This window comes from Aestuariivivens insulae, from assembly GCF_022662195.1.
GTDB classification, from domain to species: domain Bacteria; phylum Bacteroidota; class Bacteroidia; order Flavobacteriales; family Flavobacteriaceae; genus Aestuariivivens; species Aestuariivivens insulae.
This window is the reverse complement of the sequence record NZ_JAKMCS010000020.1, coordinates 1-19221: the sequence shown is the minus strand read 5'-3', so window position 1 is coordinate 19221 and position 19221 is coordinate 1. Positions and strand designations below refer to the sequence as shown.

The 19221-nt window shown below is 36.0% G+C and carries 15 protein-coding genes and 1 tRNA gene; 14 read left to right on the top strand and 2 right to left on the bottom strand.

Annotated elements, in window-relative coordinates; translation table 11 throughout:
* Position 1: 1 nt before the first annotated feature.
* The 3 genes from MR062_RS16470 to MR062_RS16460 all read left to right on the top strand — a co-directional run bounded on the left by MR062_RS16470 (position 2) and on the right by MR062_RS16460 (position 6541).
* Positions 2-1474, top strand: a complete 1473-nt coding sequence (locus tag MR062_RS16470; RefSeq protein WP_242206290.1) for a RagB/SusD family nutrient uptake outer membrane protein — start codon at positions 2-4, stop codon at positions 1472-1474.
* A gap of 193 nt (positions 1475-1667) precedes the next feature.
* Entirely contained in the window at positions 1668-4973 is a 3306-nt protein-coding gene (locus tag MR062_RS16465; RefSeq protein ID WP_242206288.1) for a VCBS repeat-containing protein, read from the top strand.
* 32 nt (positions 4974-5005) lie between these two features.
* On the top strand, positions 5006-6541 hold the full coding sequence (locus MR062_RS16460) for a sulfatase (protein ID WP_242206286.1): 1536 nt from the start codon (positions 5006-5008) through the stop codon (positions 6539-6541).
* A 235-nt stretch (positions 6542-6776) separates the two neighbouring features.
* Here MR062_RS16460 and MR062_RS16455 read toward each other — a convergent pair whose 3' ends face one another.
* Positions 6777-7196, bottom strand: coding sequence for a DUF1573 domain-containing protein (locus MR062_RS16455; RefSeq protein ID WP_242206283.1), 420 nt, complete (start codon positions 7194-7196; stop codon positions 6777-6779).
* A gap of 275 nt (positions 7197-7471) precedes the next feature.
* On the opposite strand from MR062_RS16455, the gene MR062_RS16450 reads away from it, so the two are divergent.
* On the top strand, positions 7472-10111 hold the full coding sequence (locus MR062_RS16450) for a valine--tRNA ligase (protein WP_242206281.1): 2640 nt from the start codon (positions 7472-7474) through the stop codon (positions 10109-10111).
* A 43-nt stretch (positions 10112-10154) separates the two neighbouring features.
* Here the strand turns inward: MR062_RS16450 and MR062_RS16445 are convergent, their stop codons facing one another.
* Entirely contained in the window at positions 10155-10550 is a 396-nt protein-coding gene (locus tag MR062_RS16445; RefSeq protein ID WP_242206279.1) for a DUF2721 domain-containing protein, read from the bottom strand.
* Positions 10551-10737: 187 nt separating this feature from the next.
* Here MR062_RS16445 and MR062_RS16440 point away from each other — a divergent pair, with 187 nt between their 5' ends.
* From MR062_RS16440 to MR062_RS16395, 10 genes are all read left to right on the top strand, one after another.
* Positions 10738-12021, top strand: coding sequence for a DUF2851 family protein (locus MR062_RS16440; RefSeq protein ID WP_242206277.1), 1284 nt, complete (start codon positions 10738-10740; stop codon positions 12019-12021).
* Positions 12022-12071: 50 nt separating this feature from the next.
* Positions 12072-12296 (top strand): PspC domain-containing protein, encoded by a 225-nt coding sequence (locus MR062_RS16435; RefSeq protein WP_242206276.1) that lies wholly within the window; start codon positions 12072-12074, stop codon positions 12294-12296.
* A gap of 4 nt (positions 12297-12300) precedes the next feature.
* Entirely contained in the window at positions 12301-13323 is a 1023-nt protein-coding gene (locus MR062_RS16430; protein WP_242206273.1) for a potassium channel family protein, read from the top strand.
* 105 nt (positions 13324-13428) lie between these two features.
* Positions 13429-15129 carry an alanine/glycine:cation symporter family protein gene (locus MR062_RS16425; protein ID WP_242206272.1) on the top strand — a complete coding sequence of 567 codons (1701 nt, stop codon included), beginning with the start codon at positions 13429-13431 and terminating at the stop codon, positions 15127-15129.
* Positions 15130-15137: 8 nt separating this feature from the next.
* Positions 15138-16019 carry a ComEA family DNA-binding protein gene (locus MR062_RS16420; RefSeq protein ID WP_242206269.1) on the top strand — a complete coding sequence of 294 codons (882 nt, stop codon included), beginning with the start codon at positions 15138-15140 and terminating at the stop codon, positions 16017-16019.
* Between the two features lie 5 nt (positions 16020-16024).
* Positions 16025-17188, top strand: a complete 1164-nt coding sequence (locus MR062_RS16415) for an acyl-CoA dehydrogenase family protein (protein WP_242206267.1) — start codon at positions 16025-16027, stop codon at positions 17186-17188.
* A gap of 189 nt (positions 17189-17377) precedes the next feature.
* Positions 17378-17572 carry a 30S ribosomal protein S21 gene (gene rpsU / locus MR062_RS16410; protein WP_242206265.1) on the top strand — a complete coding sequence of 65 codons (195 nt, stop codon included), beginning with the start codon at positions 17378-17380 and terminating at the stop codon, positions 17570-17572.
* 131 nt (positions 17573-17703) lie between these two features.
* Entirely contained in the window at positions 17704-18597 is an 894-nt protein-coding gene (locus tag MR062_RS16405; RefSeq protein ID WP_242206263.1) for a tyrosine-type recombinase/integrase, read from the top strand.
* 37 nt (positions 18598-18634) lie between these two features.
* Entirely contained in the window at positions 18635-18937 is a 303-nt protein-coding gene (gene hpf / locus MR062_RS16400) for a ribosome hibernation-promoting factor, HPF/YfiA family (RefSeq protein WP_242206261.1), read from the top strand.
* Between the two features lie 100 nt (positions 18938-19037).
* Positions 19038-19111, top strand: a tRNA-Thr gene (locus tag MR062_RS16395).
* Positions 19112-19221 lie beyond the last annotated feature (110 nt).

Below are 19221 nucleotides of genomic sequence, written 5' to 3'. Positions count from 1 at the left end.
GATGAGAAGAATAAAATTATATATAGTATTTCTAATGAGCAGTATAGCACTGATATCATGCGAAGACATAATAACAGAAGAACCTTTGGATTTCTTAGTGCCTGGTAGTTTTCCTGAAAGCGAATCTGATGCAATTGCAGCTACAACAGCCGCTTATACTAGACTGCATAACAGTATTATCTCATTCTATTATGGGTTTACTCCTAGTGATATCGCATTCCAGGGACAGCATAATAAACGGCCAGTATCATGGTTTCTTGATTTAAATGCTAACAATGGAGATGCAACTGTCATGTGGCAACAAAATTATCAAGGAGTGGCATTGGCCAATAGTGTGATTGAATTTGTGCCGGCAGTGAGCATGAATGAAAACTTGAAATCGAGATTAATTGGTGAAGCGAAATTTTTAAGAGCATTTTATTACTTCGAGTTGGTAAGGGTTTATGGGGGTGTTCCTATATTAACCACAGTTGCCCAACCCGATGACTTAGTAGGGATTACCCGTAACACTGTTGCAGAAGTTTATAATTTAATTGAGCAAGACCTCACAGATGCAATTGCAGTATTGCCTTTAAGTTATGGAAGTACAGATGCAGGTAGGGCTACAAAAGGAGCCGCTACAGCCATGTTGGCACGTGTGCATTTAACGCAAAACGAATGGGCCGATGCCAATAACAGAGCAGAAGAAGTTATAGCTTCTGGACAGTACGGCTTGGTGGCAGATTATGAAGCTTTATGGTCTCAAAATGCAGAATATGTATTGTTGCCAGGGTTGGACGGAGGAAGTGTTAATGAAAATGTATTTGATATTCAGTTTCAACAAGATGAACGTCCCGATTTTAAGCAGAGCTGGGTGGCCTCCCGGGATACCGAAGTAGGAGGTGTCAATGCTATTGGTGGAGGATGGGAAAATATGCTTCCTACTAGTGATTATTTAGATATGTTTGAACCAGGTGATAATAGAAAAGATATAAGCTATGTAACCGAATTAAATGGTAACGTATTGGAATCTCCAAGATCCCCAGGGGCAGGGCCAATTACTGGAAAATACTTGAACATAGGAGGTGATTCACCAAGAGGTAATAATGGAAGCCAGAATACCTATGTGATTCGTTATTCAGATGTTCTGCTAATGAGGGCTGAAGCGGAAAATGAATTGAATGGCCCAACCAACGCTTATCCATTTATAAATAAAGTGAGAGAACGTGCTGGATTGCCACCTCTTTCGGGCTTAACACAAGATGAATTTAGAACAGCATTGCGAAAAGAACGTGCCACGGAACTTGGTTTTGAAGGTATTAGGAAATTCGACCTGTTGAGGTGGGGTATTTTCGTAGAGACTATTCAAAACGCCCAAGAACCGTGGTTGGATGTGCCTGGAGCCAATATACAATCGCACCATGTTTTAATGCCAGTACCGGCAAGAGAGGTGGAGATTTCGGAGGGAAGTATTGAACAGAATCCTGGATATTAAATTATAGTGATTAATTTGAAAGACCATTAGCAAAAATGCTTCTGGTCTTTCATTTAATTATTGGAAATGAATTGTGGTTGCTGCACGCCCATTCTTAATAATAAAATTAGGCTTAATGAATTTGACAAGGTGTTTTTTTTATAGTTTATTTTTAATGGTAATCACGCTTTTCTCCTGCAGAAAAAAAGAGAAATTGAAACACGCTAATAATGTGCCTTCATTTTCTTTTTGCAGTCCAGAGCAAACCAATATCTTTTTTAGAAATGATCTAAAAGAAACCTTATATATGAATGGGCTCTTTTACGAATATTATTATAATGGGGCTGGTGTTGCAGTAGGTGATTTTAATAATGATGAGCTTCCAGATATTTATTTTATATCAAACTTAGATTCAAACAAGTTATATCTCAACAAAGGCAATCTTAAATTTGATGATGTGACTAATACTTCAGGGGTACAAGGAAAGGCTGTTTTTCCAACAGGGGTAACGACAGTAGATATTAACTCCGATGGGCTTTTAGATATTTATGTATGTGCTTCAGGTAAATTTAAAGACCCCAATAAAAGACGTAATGAACTTTTTGTAAACCAGGGGAACGATAAAAATGGTGTGCCAATTTTTAAAGAAATGGCGAAAGACTATCTTCTCGATATAGAAGAGTTTTCTACTCAAGCTGCCTTTTTTGATTATGACCAGGATGGTGATTTGGACATGTTTTTAATTAATCATGATGTAGAAATATATGGTGATGCACAATTAGAGCATTACCTTAAGACTAAAGGAGAATTAAGTGGAGAGCGTCTTTATATAAATGATAATTCTAAGTTTATTGACGTAACCGAAGAAAAAGGAATTATCAATAACCGATTGGGATATGGGTTGGGTTTAGCTATTGGTGATTTTAATAATGATAATTGGCCAGATGTATATGTAAGTCATGATTTTTCAGGAAAAGACCATTTATATCTTAATAACCGCAACGGGACCTTTTCAGAAAAAATTAAAGAAGCTACTAATCATATCTCATTTTTCTCCATGGGGAATGACGCCGCAGATTACAATAATGATGGCTTGCTGGATATTATGAGTGTCGATATGGTTTCCGAAGATAACTACGGTATAAAAACCAGTATGAGTGGTATGGATATAGACAGGTTTTATAACCATGTTGATTTAGGCCTGCATTATCAATATATGTTCAATACACTTCAAACAAACAATGGAACTGGTTTAGATAAAGAAACCCCGTTTTTTTCTGAGACCGCACACCTAGCGAATATTTCCAATACAGACTGGAGTTGGGCCCCTTTATTCTTTGATATGAATAATGATGGCTGGCAGGACATTTTTATTTCTAATGGAATAAAGAGGGATTTTAGAAATAATGATTTTCTAAAGTATCATAAGAAAGTAAGAGAAGAACTTTCAAAAAATAAGACAATAAATAAAGAAGCCTATATATCCCATATAATGGCTAAGATGCCAACAAGAAAGAAGACCAATTATTTTTTTATGAACCAAGGAGATCTAACTTTTTCTAAAGTAAATGGCATTCAACAATTGGACAGTATACTTACTGCCTCCAATGGGGCAGCCTATGCAGATTTTGATAATGACGGCGATGTAGATATTGTTGTTAATAATATGGATGATTTCGCTCATGTCTATAAAAACAATGAATCAGAAAAAGGTGGCAGGAATTATTTGAAATTAAGGTTAAACGGTCCCAAAGGTAATACAATGGGTGTTGGAACAAAAGTATATGTAAGCAGTGGTGGCAACCAACAAATGAAGGAGCACTATAATACTAGAGGTTTTCAATCTTCTGTTGGAAATTGTTTGCATTTTGGATTGGATAAAGCAAATGTGGTTGAAGAAATTAGGGTGGTTTGGAATGATGGGAAAGTTCAAACATTTAATGGTGTAAAAGCTAATCAAACACTTCTAATAGATTATAAGAATGCATATGTTGTTGATAATGTAGGGGCTGTTGATGAAGATAAACTATTTAAAGAAATATCAACAGATTTGATTCAATATAGGCATGAGGAAAATAGTTATAATGATTTTGAACAGGAAAGCCTATTGCCACATAAAATGTCTGAACAAGGGCCTGCTTTTGCAGTTGGAGATTTAAATTCAGATGGTATGGATGATTTTTATATTGGAGGAGCCCTCGGTCATTCGGGAAAGATATTTATTCAAGATAATGACGGTTCTTTTAAAGAAGCCAAAAACAATCTTGATTTTTTTAAGGACAGGGATTTTGAAGATGTAGGCGCAACTTTTTTTGATGCAGATAATGATGGAGATTTAGACTTATATGTGGTTAGTGGTGGAAATGAACGTGAAGAAAATTCAGAGCATTACCAAGACAGGCTGTATGAAAATGATAATGGAAGATTTGTAAGAACAACTGGAGCCCTTCCAGAATTTTTTACCAGTGGATCATGTGTGCGAGCTTTTGATTATGATAATGATGGGGATGAAGATTTGTTTGTTGGAGGGCGACAAATACCAAAAAGGTACCCGTACCCGGCTGATAGTTATTTATTAGAAAACAGGTCAGAAGATAGAAGCATAAGTTTTGTTGATGCTTCAAAAGAGATATTTACAGATCTTAAGGATTTAGGAATGGTTACAGATGCAGCTTGGGCCTATATAAATGAAGATCAATTGATAGATATAGTGATTGTTGGAGAGTGGATGCCTATTAAAATTTTTATTAATGAAGATGGAGCCTTTGCAGATCAAACGGATAGATATGGTTTGAATGAAGAAGTAGGTTGGTGGAACAGTGTCTCAGCAGCAGATTTCGATAACGATGGTGATGTAGACTTGGTATGCGGTAACCTTGGGTTAAATTATAAATACAAAGCATCAAAAGAAGAAACTTTCGATATCTACACTAAAGACTTCGATGATTCGGGCGATTTGGATATAGTTCTTGGTTATTATAATGGGGGTGATTTATACCCGTTAAGAGGACGGCAGTGTTCCTCTAATGAAATGCCCTTTATTAAGGATAAATTTAAGTCGTATGATGCCTTTGGAAAAGCTACTTTGGTACAGGTTTATGGTACTAATAACTTAGGTAGTGCTTTAAATTATAAGGCTTCAAATTTTTCGAGTATGTATTTTGAAAATGCAGGAAATGAACAAAAAATGAAGGGTGTCCCGTTAGATAAAAAATCGCAGCTGTCATCAATTAATAGTATTTTAAATTTCGATTTTGATAAAGACGGATATCTTGATATTATAGTTGCTGGAAATTTATATGGATCGGAAGTTGAAACTCCTCGGAATGATGCCAGTTATGGATTGTTCCTCAAAGGAGGAGACTCTACTTTTAAAGCTTTGCCTGCTTTTCACAGTGGTTTGTTGGTCGATGGACAAGTGAAGCAAGTGAATATGTTAAAAGGTGCTAACGGAAAGGATAGACTGGTTTTTGTGAGAAACAATGAATCGTTAAAATTTTATGCTTTTGACCATAACTAGGAATTATTTATTAATAAAGTATAAGATGTATTATGCAACATAAATTGAAACTGAAAATAGAACTTATAGCTTTAATGTTTGTAACATTACTAAGCTTAACACCATGTGTGGGTCAATCAAGAGAAAGTATCCCTCCAAACATTATCGTTTTTCTTGTAGATGATATGGGACTAATGGATACTTCAGTTCCCTTTTTAACAGGTTCTGATGGAAAACCAGAGAAACATTCGTTAAATGATTTTTACAGAACGCCCAATATGGAAATGTTTGCCAAACAAGGTATTCGATTTACAAACTTTTATGCCCATTCTGTTTGTTCTCCAACACGAATTTCAATCCTTACGGGCCAGAACTCTGCACGACACAAAGCAACCAATTGGATTAAGTCTGAAGAAAATAATAAAAATGAATTTGGCCCCAAAGATTGGAACTGGAAGGGACTAACCAAAGCATCGGTTACACTTCCACGAGTTTTGCAACAACAGGGCTATAGGACAATTCATGTGGGCAAAGCGCACTTTGGACCTTTTAACAGCGAAGGAGAAGATCCACTTAATTTAGGTTTCGATATCAATATTGGCGGTAGTTCTATAGGTCAACCAGGTAGTTATTTTGGTGCAGATGGATTTGGGCATATAGCAGGTAATAAGGCAAGAGCTGTAGAGGGTTTAGAAAAATACCATGGTAAAGATATATTTCTCACAGAGGCATTAACATTAGAAGCGATATTTGAAATAACAAAGGCAAAGGAAGAAGGAAAGCCTTTTTTTCTTAATATGGCGCATTATGCGGTCCATGCCCCTTTTCAATCAGATCCTCGTTTTAGTGATCACTATAAGGACTCTGGTAAATCGCCAAATGCACAAGCCTATGCAACTTTAATTGAAGGAATAGATAAATCTCTTGGTGATATTATACAGCATGTTAAAAAGTTGGGATTGGGCGAGAATACCTTAATTCTATTTCTGGGGGACAATGGCTCGGATGCACCTTTACCTGTCAAAGAAGGCTATAGTAGTTCATCACCAATAAAAGGTAAAAAAGGGAATCATTGGGAAGGTGGTATGAGAGTTCCATTTATAGCATCATGGATTACACCAAATAAAGATGCTTTTTGTCAAAAAGAAACCATAATTAAACAAAATGCCATTCAGCAACAAATGGGAACTATCCTCGATATATTTCCAACACTGTGTAGAGTGGCCAAAGTGAATAAAAAAGAAGGGTATATTTTAGATGGATTCTCTCTGCAGGATCAATTGAGCAATCGAAAGAATCATAAACGTAATGAATTATTTCTTAATCATTTTCCCCATAGTCATCGTTCCAGTTATTTTACAAGTATGGTTAAATCGGATTGGAAGATTATATATCATTTTCAAATTGATGGCTCCCCAGACTATGAGCTTTATAATTTAAAGGAGGATCCGTTTGAGTTCAATAATTTATCTGATAAAAATGTTAAGCAACTTAAGTTGATGATGGAAGCTTTGATTGTTGAAATGAAAGATAAAAGCGCATTATATCCTGAAAAAAATGGACAACCATTGGAATTGATAAAACCTTAGAACTTTAAATCAAAAAAACTTTAGTGCTTGACGTCATTAAATTATTTTTTGACTAGCGAGGTTTGCTAGAAAGTGAGTTGAGGTATATGTAAATAAACAAATAATTTGGCATATCAATTAATTAAAAGACAGCTGTGCTATTAGAGAGTTTTATTTATGCAGGTATATCATCTTTAGAGCAACAAAAAACCCGAATAGATCTCTATTCGGGTTTGCTTTATCTTTATTTTTAGGTTTATTGTTGCACAATGCTTTTTTTATCTTTCTTTTCCAGTACACTTTCTTTATTGGGGTCTATAACCAAACCTTTAATTTTTAGGGCTACGGTAGGTGTTTCGGCATTAGAAATAACGGTTATGGTCTTTCTAATGGGGTTTACTCTATTGGTGTCGTACTTCACTTCAATTTCACCGGTTTTACCAGGTAAAATAGGATCCTTTGGTTTTTTGGGGATGGTACAACCACAACTTGATTTTACTTGAGATATAATAAGAGGCTCGTCTCCTGTATTGGTGAATTCAAAAACACGAACACCATTAGCGCCTTTTTCAATAGTACCATAATCAATAGTTTCTGTTTTGAATTCAATTTTGGCTTGTGCATGGATTGAAAAACTCAATAAACCGATACAAACCATTGTAATTAATTGTTTCATCTCTTTATATTTTAGTTAATTAATTTAATATTTATAAAGTCTATTTTATAGTATTTCGGTTTCAAAACCAAGTCAAACATACTTACTTTTTTGGCAAACAGCAAAAATATTAGATATAATGCACGTGTATTAACATATTCAACACTATTAAAAGTATATTCTGCATTTTGCTGTTTTTGTGTTGAATTTTAGATAAAATATTTTAATAATGCTCATTTCACAGCTAAAGAAATATGAGTACTTTTGCAAATTAATGTCAAAAACTATTCCAAAGTATGCAAATTCCATCAAAATATGATGCAAGCCAGGTAGAAGGTAAATGGTACGATTACTGGATGAAACATGATTATTTTCATTCTACACCAGACGAACGGGAACCTTACACTATTGTTATACCACCGCCCAATGTTACAGGGGTATTGCACATGGGACATATGCTTAACAATACCATACAGGATGTGTTAATTCGACGTGCCAGGTTACAAGGCAAAAATGCCTGTTGGGTGCCGGGAACAGACCATGCCTCTATTGCAACCGAAGCAAAGGTGGTTGCAAAGCTAAAAGAGCAGGGCATTAATAAGAATGATTTAACCAGAGAGGAGTTTTTAAAACATGCCTGGGAGTGGAAGCATGAATATGGAGGTATTATTCTAGAGCAGTTAAAGAAGTTAGGTGCTTCTTGTGATTGGGAAAGAACAGCGTTTACGATGGATCCAGCATTGTCTGAGTCTGTTATTAGGGTTTTTGTAGACCTATACAACAAAGGATTGATATATAGGGGCTACCGTATGGTTAATTGGGATCCTGAGGCCAAAACAACCTTGTCCGATGAAGAGGTGATCTACGAAGAACGCCAAGGGAACCTATACTATTTACAGTATGAAATTGTAGGGGCAGATGACAAAGTAACGATTGCCACCACAAGACCAGAAACCATTTTAGGCGATACTGCAATTTGTATAAACCCAAATGATGAACGTTTTACGCATTTAAAAGGTAAAAAAGCCATAGTACCTTTATGTGAAAGGGAAATCCCAATTATTGAAGATGATTATGTTGATGTTGAATTTGGGACGGGATGTTTGAAAGTAACCCCTGCACATGACGAAAATGACAAGGCTTTGGGTGATAAGCACAACTTAGAGGTGATAGACATTTTTAATGATGATGCTACCTTAAACTCCTACGGATTGCACTATCAGGGGAAAGATCGTTTTGTAGTAAGAAAAGAAATAACAAAAGAGCTGGAAGCAAAGGGCTATTTGGTTAAAATAGAGCAGCATACCAATAAGGTAGGGACTTCCGAAAGGACCAAATGTGTTATAGAGCCAAGGCTGTCAGACCAATGGTTCCTAAAGATGGAAGCGTTGGCCAAGCCGGCAATAGAGGCGGTTTTGGGAGAGGATAGAGAAGTAAAATTATTCCCTAAAAAATTTGAAAATACCTATCGCCATTGGATGGAGAATATTCGCGATTGGAATATTTCGCGTCAGTTATGGTGGGGACAACAAATACCTGCGTATTACTATGGTGATGGCAAGGAAGATTTTGTTGTGGCCGAAACCAAAGAGCAAGCTCTGGAACTGGCCAAAGCGAAAACCAATAATCATGAGTTAACCATAGCCAATTTGAGGCAGGATGAAGATGCCTTGGATACCTGGTTCTCCTCTTGGTTATGGCCAATGAGTGTTTTTGATGGTATTAGAAACCCTGAAAACGAAGAGATAAAATATTACTACCCAACTAATGACTTGGTAACAGGACCGGATATTTTATTTTTCTGGGTGGCCCGTATGATTATTGCTGGCTATGAATACAAAGGCGAGCGTCCTTTTGAAAATGTATATTTAACAGGCTTGGTGCGCGACAAACAGCGTCGTAAAATGTCCAAATCTTTAGGTAATTCTCCAGATGCCCTGAAATTGATTGAAGACTATGGAGCAGATGGTGTTCGTGTAGGCTTATTGTTGAGTTCGGCGGCAGGTAACGATTTGTTGTTCGATGAAGCGCTTTGCCAGCAAGGTAGGGGATTGGGCAACAAAGTATGGAGCGCATTTTATTTAACCACGCTTTGGGAGGCGTCTGAAGAAATCGAACAACCAGAACACAGTACGATTGCTTTAGCATGGTATAAGGCTAGGTTTAACCAAGTTTTGGCAGAAATTGAAGACCATTATAGCAAGTACCGTTTAAGTGATGCATTAATGGCTATCTATAAATTGATTTATGATGATTTCTGTGGCTGGTTATTGGAGATCGTAAAACCAGCTTACGGGCAACCTATTGATGCCAAGACATACCATCAACTTATTGCCATTTTTGAAGATAACTTAAAAATATTACATCCTTTTATGCCATTTATTACTGAAGAGATTTGGCAAACCATAAAGGAGCGTACGCCAGAAAATGCTTTGATCATTGCTAAGTACCCTAAGATAGAAGAGGCCAACGAAGCGCTTGTCAATCAATTCGATTTTGCTTCGGAAGTGGTTTCGGGTATAAGGACGATTCGGAAAGAAAAAAATATGCCGTTTAAGGATGCGATAGATTTGGTTGTTATTAATAATGAAAACGCTACAAACGGTTTTGATGAGGTCATCAAAAAGTTGGGGCATGTAGAAAACCTATCATATTCTGAAGACAAAATAGACGGGGCAATGAGTTTCCGTGTAAAATCCAATGAATATTTTGTCCCCATTTCATTAGACACCATAAATGTTGAAGAAGAAATTAATAAGTTAACCGAGGAGCTTAATTATACCGAAGGGTTCTTAAAGTCGGTACAAAAGAAATTGGCTAATGAGCGCTTTGTAAATAATGCGCCAGAACAAGTTGTAGCTGGAGAGCGCAAAAAAGAAGCCGATGCTTTGGCAAAAATAGAAACTCTTAAAGCAAGTTTGGCGAGTTTAAGCTAAATAAGTATAGTTTGGTGTCTAAGGTTGTCGAAGACACCAAACCTTAATTATTCTCAATATCACTAATATGGTACTCTAGTGCTTTTACCGAAATTTGGATTTCAACAATTAAAAGTACAAGGGATAAGATAAGCAAAAGCAAAGCCAGTCCAAATACCCAAATAGCTATGGTGTGTTGCTGTATGTAAATTAAAAACATAGTTAGTACGCAAAGCAGTAAGCTGGTGATTCCAAAAATTTGCATAGAACGGGTTAGGTATAAGCGTTGTTTTATGTTTTCTATTTGGGCAATTAAAACAGAATCCTTTTTTTGAACGTATTTGTCATGCAAACTTCTAATTACTGTAGCATAGGCTAAAAATCTGTTGGTATAAGCCAGCATAATTAATGAGATGGCAGAAAAAAGTAAGGCCGGTGTGGTTAAGGTAAGCTGTTCCATAAAATAAGTTTTTGCAAATTTAGCAATATTGTCAATTAAGGCTAAAGTTAAGGAACAAACAACTAAGGTTGTATAATGTAAGGTCGAATGCACATGAAGCCGCCTTGTCACCAGAAGGACAGTTAAAGATTTTTACTCTTTTAAAAAACGAACTTGCAAATCTTTAAAGTAAGTATTATCTTGCGGTATGCAAGAAAAATATTTACACTACATTTGGAGGCATAAAAAGTTTGAACTTACCAATTTAAGAACCGCTGGGGGAGAGGCTATTATTATAAAATCGGTGGGACAACATAACCATAATGCGGGCCCCGATTTTTTTAATGCCCAATTAATTGTTGGGGAGCAACTTTGGGCCGGTAATGTAGAAATCCATGTAAAGTCATCCGATTGGTTTTTGCATAACCACGAGCAGGATAAAAATTACGACAATGTTATTTTACATGTGGTCTGGGAGCATGATACCGAAGTATTTAGAAACGATAAAACCATAATACCTACATTGGAGCTTAAGGATTATACATCAGAAGCAGTTTTAGATAATTACAAAGCGTTACTAGGTAGTCAAGGAAATTGGATTAATTGTGAAAGTGATTTTCCCTATGTCGATAATTTTATACTGAATAACTGGTTGGAACGTTTGTATTTTGAACGTTTGGAACAAAAGACGGCGGCTATTGAAGCATTGCTCGAAGCTTCAAAAAATGATTGGGAAGCTGTGTTGTTTAAAATGTTGTCCAAAAATTTTGGATTGAAGGTTAATGGTGAGGCCTTTTTAAGTATGGCCAATACTATCGATTTTTCTATAGTTAGAAAAGTACAATCGAATAGGCTATGTTTGGAAGCTTTGTTTTTTGGTCAATCTGGTTTGTTGGAAGACATTATCGAAAATGGATATTACTATAACTTGGTTATAGAGTATCGGTTACTTAAGCAAAAGTTTAAACTGGATAATACAAAGGTGTTGTCATTGCAATTTTTTAGGTTGCGCCCTTTAAATTTTCCAACCATTCGTTTGTCGCAATTGGCAGGCATATACCATCAGTATCAAAACTTATTTTCTAAAATTATAGAACTACAAACCTTGGATGCCTTTTATGAGCTGTTCAATATCTCTGCGTCCTCATTTTGGGAAAACCATTATACGTTTCAAAAGGAATCAAGATCATCTATAAAAACCGTTTCAAGGGGATTTGTAGATTTATTGCTCATTAACACCATTATCCCTATAAAACATTGCTACGCTAAACAGCAAGGTGTATCTGCAGATGAGGTAATTTTAAATCTCATATCAGAAATAAAATTGGAAAAGAATAGTGTTGTTGAGGCCTTTCATAAGTTGAATCCAATAGCGACATCGGCTTTGCATTCCCAAGCATTCATTGAGTTAAAAAAATCGTATTGCGATAAAAATAGGTGTCTAGGTTGCGCCGTTGGGAATAGTCTTTTAAATAAAGCAATAGCCTATTAACTTCTTACATAATAACTTTTAAACTAAAAAAGGAAACAGTAAATTGCGACATGAATGTTTACAAACCATTATTGTTTTTCCAAAAGCATGGCTATTATGTGTGCCAGCGTATTGCAGACCGCTTGGGTATTAGGGCCAAGGTAGTGCGTACATCTTTTATGTACCTAACGTTTGTAACCTTGGGGTTTGGTTTTGCATTATATTTGTTTTTGGCATTTTGGATGCGTATTAAAGATTTAATTTATACCAAACGCTCATCGGTTTTCGATCTGTAAATTTATGACCAATCCATTAATTCGTTTTTTTAGGACTAAGATATATACTGCCTTATTTTTATTGGGTGTTATTATGTTAATTGGTGTGGCGGGATATGTTATGATATCGGGCTATTCTTGGGTCGATGCCTTTTATATGACTGTAATAACCATGACTACCGTTGGTTTTGGAGAAGTAGTACCGTTAGATGATGAATCTAAAATTTTTACTATTTTTTTAATATTGGCCAGTATGGTTATTGTGGGGTATGCTTTGTCTGTAATAACAGAATATATTTTAAGTAGAAATGGAATTGAAGAATTAAAACATAGAAGGATGCAAAAACAAATTGATGGCTTTAAAAAACATGTAGTGGTTTGCGGCTATGGAAGAAACGGAAGACAGGCTGTAAAAAAATTAATGACACATAAAAAAGCGTTTGTGGTCATTGAGAAGAACAGGGAAATGGAAGAGCGGCTGCAAATAGATGGTGTACCTTATATTATAGGGAATGCCAATGAAGATGAAGTGCTCGTGCAGGCAGGGGTAGATCGAGCTTCCAATTTTATCTCGGCATTACCTAGTGATGCCGATAATTTATTTGTAGTGCTTTCTGCCAGGCAATTAAATAAAACCATAAATATTATAAGTCGTGCTTCAAGCGAATCATCTTACGATAAACTTAAATTCGCAGGAGCCAATAATGTTATCCTTCCCGATAATATAGGAGGTAACCACATGGCATCCCTGGTGGTGGTCCCTGGCTTAATGGAGTTTGTGGATAATCTTAATATTGTAGGTAAAAATAATATCAATATAGAAGAAGTGGCTGTAGAAAAGCTCCACACCGATACATCCGGGAAAACCATTAAAGATTTAGATTTACGAAAAAAGACGGGCTGCACGGTTATTGGCTATAAAGATGAAAAAGGCGAATATATCGTTAACCCAGAAGCAGAGCTGGAGTTGGCTCCAAACTCTAGATTAATTGTTTTAGGGCGTCCAGAACAGATAGAAGCTTTAAATGCTGTTTATAATATAGATTAGCTTTTTCTCATTTTAACAGCTTATGTTTTAAAAAATCAATAATTTTTACCATCTTGCCGTTTTTTAAAATCAAAAGTTTCATACACTAACTAATTTTAATTTCATATGAAGAAGTATCTTCTTTCCATACTAGCAATCATTTTACCATTAATAACATTCGCACAAGAAGCAGTAGAAAAAGGAATAGACCAACAAATAGATGAAGCCTTTAAGCCTGTTTCCGATTTTTTCTCTAACGTAATCTTTTTTCAGATTGGGGAAACTCCATTTGTACTGATATTATTAGTTTTTAGTGCGGCATTTTTTACCTTATATTTTAAGTTTCCCAATATTAGACACTTTTGGACGGCGATAAGTGTGGTTAGAGGAAAGTACGAGGATATAGAAAAACATGGTGCAAAAATTTTATATGGCGAAGAGGGTGTTGCTCAAGGTGTAGACATTAATAAGGTAGACGATATTGAAGAGCATATTGAAAATATAGAAAGTTTACATAGTGATTTAGAAATCGATGGCGACATAAAAAAGACCATAAGGGATGAAAGTTCGCACGGCGAGGTGTCCCACTTTCAAGCATTAGCAACTGCGGTATCTGGTACCGTAGGCAATGGTAATATAGCAGGTGTGGCACTAGCAATAGCTTTAGGAGGGCCAGGAGCTACCTTTTGGATGATTGTCTGTGGGCTTTTAGGAATGTCAACCAAATTTGTTGAATGTACTTTAGGGGTGCACTACAGGGATGTTGGAGAAGATGGAACGGTTTACGGCGGACCTATGTATTACCTAACCAAAGGTTTAAAGGAAAAGGGCTTTAAGAGATTAGGAAAGCTTGCTGCGGTTTTGTTTGCAATATTCTGTATTGGAGGTTCTTTTGGTGGCGGTAATGCGGCACAATCTAACCAAGCAACCATTGTTGTAAAGGAACTTTTAGGTTTGGAAAGCACTATGGCAGGTACCGTAATAGGATTGGTTATAGCCTTTTTAGTAGGTATTATAATTATTGGAGGAATCAAAAGGATTGCCTCAGTTACTGAAAAAATAGTGCCTTTTATGGCGGTGCTATATATTTTGTGCTGTCTATATATCATTTTTGCAAACTTTAGTTTAATAGATGATGCTATTGGGTTAATAGTAGAAGAGGCGTTTAATCCTAAAGCTATTGGAGTAGGCGGTTTTATTGGAGTTTTATTGGTTGGGTTTAAAAGAGCTGCTTTTTCTAATGAAGCAGGGGCAGGTTCGGCATCTATTGCGCACTCGGCTGTAAAAACAAAATATTCGGCTAGTGAAGGTCTAGTGGCTTTATTAGAGCCTTTTATAGATACCGTGGTTATTTGTACCATGACAGCTTTGGTGATTATCATTTTTAATTTTGGAGGCTATTTCCAGTATGGCGGTGATGGCCTGGGAGCAGTATTAATAGATGGAGTGTCTTATGAAGGTGCTGGTATTACGGCTAAAGCTTTTGCAGAGTATATTCCGTTTTCAAATGTGTTCTTAACTGTGGCGGTATTCCTGTTTGCCGTTTCAACGATGATTTCATGGAGTTATTACGGATTGCAATCATGGAAGTTTCTTTTTGGAAGAGGTAAAAAAGCAGATTTAACCTATAAGGTTTTATTCTTAACGTTTGTTGTAATAGGGGCAGCGGCTAGTATGAAGTCTATTTGGGACTTCTCCGATGCGATGATTTTTGCGATGGTATTCCCTAATATGGTAGGATTGTACCTGTTAATGCCAGTTGTTAAGAAGCAATTAAAGCGTTATACCGATGCTATTAAATTGAAAAGAGAAGCTTTAAAAAGCTAATTTTTAATATGAACAATTTAAAATCCCATTTCACGTTAACAAAACAACAGCGGAATGGGATTTTTTTATTGGTATTGCTTATAGTGACACTTCAAGTGAGTTACTACTTTATTGATTTACACCCCGAAGCAGTTGCATACAATCAAGAAGCCTATGATGTGTTTTCAAAGGAAATCGATTCGCTTAGGCAAATTGAAAAAACAGCTATAGCTTCTAAGATGTATCCATTCAATCCCAATTATATTACCGATTATAAAGGGAGCACTTTAGGAATGAGCAATGAAGAAATTGATAGGCTATTGGCTTTTAGAAAAGCTAATAGGTGGATTAATTCTGCAAAGCAATTCCAGGAGGTAACCAAGATATCCGATTCGCTGTTGGCAGCCATGTCACCTTATTTTAAATTTCCGGAATGGATAACAAATCCCAAAACTTCACTTAATGATAATAAAGGGTATAAAGACCAATACAAAAGTACCGCCCAAAAAGAAGATTTAAATACCGCTACGGCAAAACAATTGCAAAAGGTAAACGGTGTTGGTAAAGTGCTGTCTGAACGTATCATTAAATTTAGAAATAAGTTTGTTGGTGGTTTTATTGCAGATGTACAGCTACAGGATGTGTATGGCCTCTCCCCAGAAGTTATTTCCCGCATTACAAATCGCTTTACGGTAAAAACACCAAGATCCATAGAAAGAATAGATTTAAATAAGGCTACGGTAGCGCAATTGGTTACCGTACAACATATCGATTACGATTTGGCTTCTGCTATTATAGAGGAGCGAACCTTAAAGGATGGTTTTCAAAACCTAGAAGAATTACAAAAAGTTAAGGACTTTCCAGTTAATAAATTCGATATAATTAAATTATATTTGTCGCTCGAAAATTAGAACAGATGAGTAATTACTTCACAGAAGAGCATAGCCTCTTTAGAAAGAGCCTTCAGGATTTTTTAAAGAAAGAAGTCGTTCCGCATATAGAAACTTGGGAAAAGACAGGAACCATAGATCGGTTTATCTGGAAGAAGTTTGGAGATATGGGATTTTTTGGAATTAATTATCCCGAAGCTTATGGTGGTTTAAATTTAGATGTGTTCTATACGGTTATTTTGTTGGAAGAGCTTCAGAAAATAAATTCGGGAGGTTTTGCGGCAGCCATTTGGGCACATGTGTATTTATCCATGACGCACCTTAATGCAGAGGGTAGCGAAACGATAAAACAAAATTACTTAGCGCCAAGTATTACGGGCGATAAAATAGGTTGCTTGTGTATAACAGAACCTTTTGGTGGTAGTGATGTGGCGGGTATGCGAACAACAGCCGTAAAAGAAGGAGACCATTATATTATTAATGGTTCCAAAACTTTTATTACCAATGGGGTTTACAGTGACTATCTTGTTGTAGCGGCAAAGACCAACCCTGAATTGGGTAATAAAGGCTTGAGTATGTTTGTTATAGATAGAGATACAAAAGGCGTGTCGGCTACCAAATTGGATAAACTGGGATGGCGTGCTTCAGATACTGGAGAAATTGCTTTCGATAATGTAAAAGTACCTGTAGCTAATTTGTTGGGCGAAGAAAATAAAGGCTTTGGTTATATTGTACAACACTTTTCATTAGAGCGCTTGGTTATGGGGGTTAATGCCCATGCCCGTGCCGAATATGCTTTGGATTATGCCTTGCAATATATGTCCGAGCGCAAAGCGTTTGGGAAAGCCATAGACCAATTTCAGGCCTTGCGTCATAATGCTGTAGAATTGTATGCCGATATAGAGTTGTGCAAAAACTACAACTATATGGTGGCCTCTCGATTGAACAAAGGGGAATATGTCGTGAAAGAAGCGACCATATCCAAATTAAAATCGACTAAAATGGCCGATAAAGTGATTTACCAGTGCCTGCAGTTTTTAGGAGGTTATGGTTATATGGAAGATTACCCTATGGCGCGTTTGTTGCGCGATAGTAGGCTAGGGCCTATAGGAGGAGGTACCTCGGAAATACTTCGGGAGATTTTAGCTAAGATTATTTTTGATAAAAAGGAGTATAAGCCAATGACTTAGTTTAAGTTAATGGTTGCTGGGTAATAAGTTGTTCTGTAATCACTAAGTGGAGTTGAAGTAATGTATTATAGGATAGAAGTTAAGATGGGAATTTAGGATTAAAATAATTATTAAATTTTTAATTGTTCATTTTCAATTATTAATTATATTTGCACCCACAAAATCTAAAAGAGAGGAGGTTAAGACACTATGTTAATAATTCCAATTAAAGAAGGAGAGAATATAGATAGAGCGTTAAAGCGTTTTAAGCGTAAGTTCGACAGAACAGGAGTTAAGCGTCAGTTGCAGCAACGTAAGCAATTTACAAAGCCTTCTGTGGAGCGTAGAGCGCAAATACAAAAAGCGCAATATATCCAAAGCTTAAGAGATGCAGAAGAGATTTAATGCATATAAGACCATATATAATCCCGCTAACAGCGGGATTTTTTTTGCCCAAAATATAACAACGTTTTATAATGTTGGTTTTTAAGCGTTGTTTTTCCTAACTTGAACCTTCAATTTTAAATGTTACACTTTTGAACTCCTTAAAGGCCTTTACAGATTATTTGTTGTTAGAAAAAAACTATTCGGCTTTAACAGTAAAAGCATACACTAAAGATATTGAAAGTTTTTCGGAGTTTATTAAAATAGAATTTGATTCTGAAAACATCAACCAGGTTGTTTATGTTCAGATTAGAAACTGGATTGTCGCACTTGTAGAACAGGGGCTTTCCAATCGAAGCATTAACAGGAAAATTTCTGCGCTAAACACTTATTATAAGTTCTTGCTTAAAATAGGAGCGCTAAAAACAAATCCATTAGCTAAGCATAAAGCCTTAAAGACATCAAAAAAAGTGCAAGTGCCGTTTTCAAAAACCGAGGTTAATGCCGTATTGGACGATTTCGTTTTTGATCAAAGTTTTGAAGGTGTTAGGGATAAACTAATTATAGAGCTGTTTTATTCAACGGGCATTCGTAGAATAGAGCTTGTCAATTTAAAGTTGAGCAGTGTAAACTTTCAAAATAAAACCTTAAAGGTATTAGGTAAAAGAAATAAAGAGCGCATTGTTCCGTTATTGGATTCTACTTTAAAAACATTAAGCGAATACTTAAGCTATAGAAAAGGTTTAGAGCAAATTGTCGATGAAGACATCTTATTTTTGACAAAAAAAGGAGCAAAAATTTATGAAACACTTGTGTACAGAATAATAAATGATTATTTTAGTAAAGCATCTTCTAAAGTAAAAAAGAGTCCACACATATTAAGGCACTCTTTTGCAACCCACTTATTAAACCAAGGTGCCGATCTAAATGCTGTTAAAGAACTTCTTGGACATTCTAGTTTAGCTGCGACTCAAGTGTACACTCATAATAGCATTTCAGAGTTGAAGAAGGTACACATTAAAGCGCACCCAAGGAGCAAAAAATAGCATTCACATTTATTGTCTAACCAAAAAAAGTAGAAGTATGAAAGTAAACACGCAATCGGTAAATTTTAATGCTGACAAAAAATTGTTGGATTTTATTCAAAAACGCATGGATAAGTTAGAATTATTTTATGATAAGGTCATAAAATCGGACGTGTATTTAAAGGTAGAAAATACAAGTGACAAGGAAAACAAAATTTTTGAAGCTAGAGTTAGTGTCCCGGGGGACAGTTTTGTGGTAAAAAAGCAATGTAAAAGCTTTGAGGAAGGTGCAGACATGGCTGTTTCGTCATTAGAAAGACAGCTTATAAAACGAAAAGAAAAACTAAGGACACATTCCTGATAAAATTTTACGAAAAATGTTTTGAATAAAAAAATAAATATATACATTTGCAGTCCGTTAGAAATAGCGGGCTTTTTTTGTGAGAAAAAAGTAATGAAAAGCCTCCATAGCTCAGCTGGCTAGAGCAGCTGATTTGTAATCAGCAGGTCGTGGGTTCGAGTCCCTCTGGAGGCTCTTGAAATTTTGAAGATAGAGTTGGAAGGATGGCTTAGTTAAATATAGAAATTAAAGTAACTAGGACGAGAAGTTTATCCTGAGCGTAGTCGAAGGGAGTCCCTCTGGAG

Excerpts from the sequence above, each read along its gene's own strand:
- MR062_RS16470 (WP_242206290.1), top strand. The coding sequence starts at position 2 with ATGAGAAGAATAAAATTATATATAGTATTTCTAATGAGCAGTATAGCA.
- MR062_RS16460 (WP_242206286.1), top strand. The coding sequence starts at position 5,006 with ATGCAACATAAATTGAAACTGAAAATAGAACTTATAGCTTTAATGTTT.
- MR062_RS16455 (WP_242206283.1), bottom strand. The coding sequence starts at position 7,196 with ATGAAACAATTAATTACAATGGTTTGTATCGGTTTATTGAGTTTTTCA.
- MR062_RS16450 (WP_242206281.1), top strand. The coding sequence starts at position 7,472 with ATGCAAATTCCATCAAAATATGATGCAAGCCAGGTAGAAGGTAAATGG.
- MR062_RS16445 (WP_242206279.1), bottom strand. The coding sequence starts at position 10,550 with ATGGAACAGCTTACCTTAACCACACCGGCCTTACTTTTTTCTGCCATC.
- MR062_RS16440 (WP_242206277.1), top strand. The coding sequence starts at position 10,738 with ATGCAAGAAAAATATTTACACTACATTTGGAGGCATAAAAAGTTTGAA.
- MR062_RS16435 (WP_242206276.1), top strand. The coding sequence starts at position 12,072 with ATGAATGTTTACAAACCATTATTGTTTTTCCAAAAGCATGGCTATTAT.
- MR062_RS16430 (WP_242206273.1), top strand. The coding sequence starts at position 12,301 with ATGACCAATCCATTAATTCGTTTTTTTAGGACTAAGATATATACTGCC.
- MR062_RS16425 (WP_242206272.1), top strand. The coding sequence starts at position 13,429 with ATGAAGAAGTATCTTCTTTCCATACTAGCAATCATTTTACCATTAATA.
- MR062_RS16420 (WP_242206269.1), top strand. The coding sequence starts at position 15,138 with ATGAACAATTTAAAATCCCATTTCACGTTAACAAAACAACAGCGGAAT.
- MR062_RS16415 (WP_242206267.1), top strand. The coding sequence starts at position 16,025 with ATGAGTAATTACTTCACAGAAGAGCATAGCCTCTTTAGAAAGAGCCTT.
- rpsU (WP_242206265.1), top strand. The coding sequence starts at position 17,378 with ATGTTAATAATTCCAATTAAAGAAGGAGAGAATATAGATAGAGCGTTA.
- hpf (WP_242206261.1), top strand. The coding sequence starts at position 18,635 with ATGAAAGTAAACACGCAATCGGTAAATTTTAATGCTGACAAAAAATTG.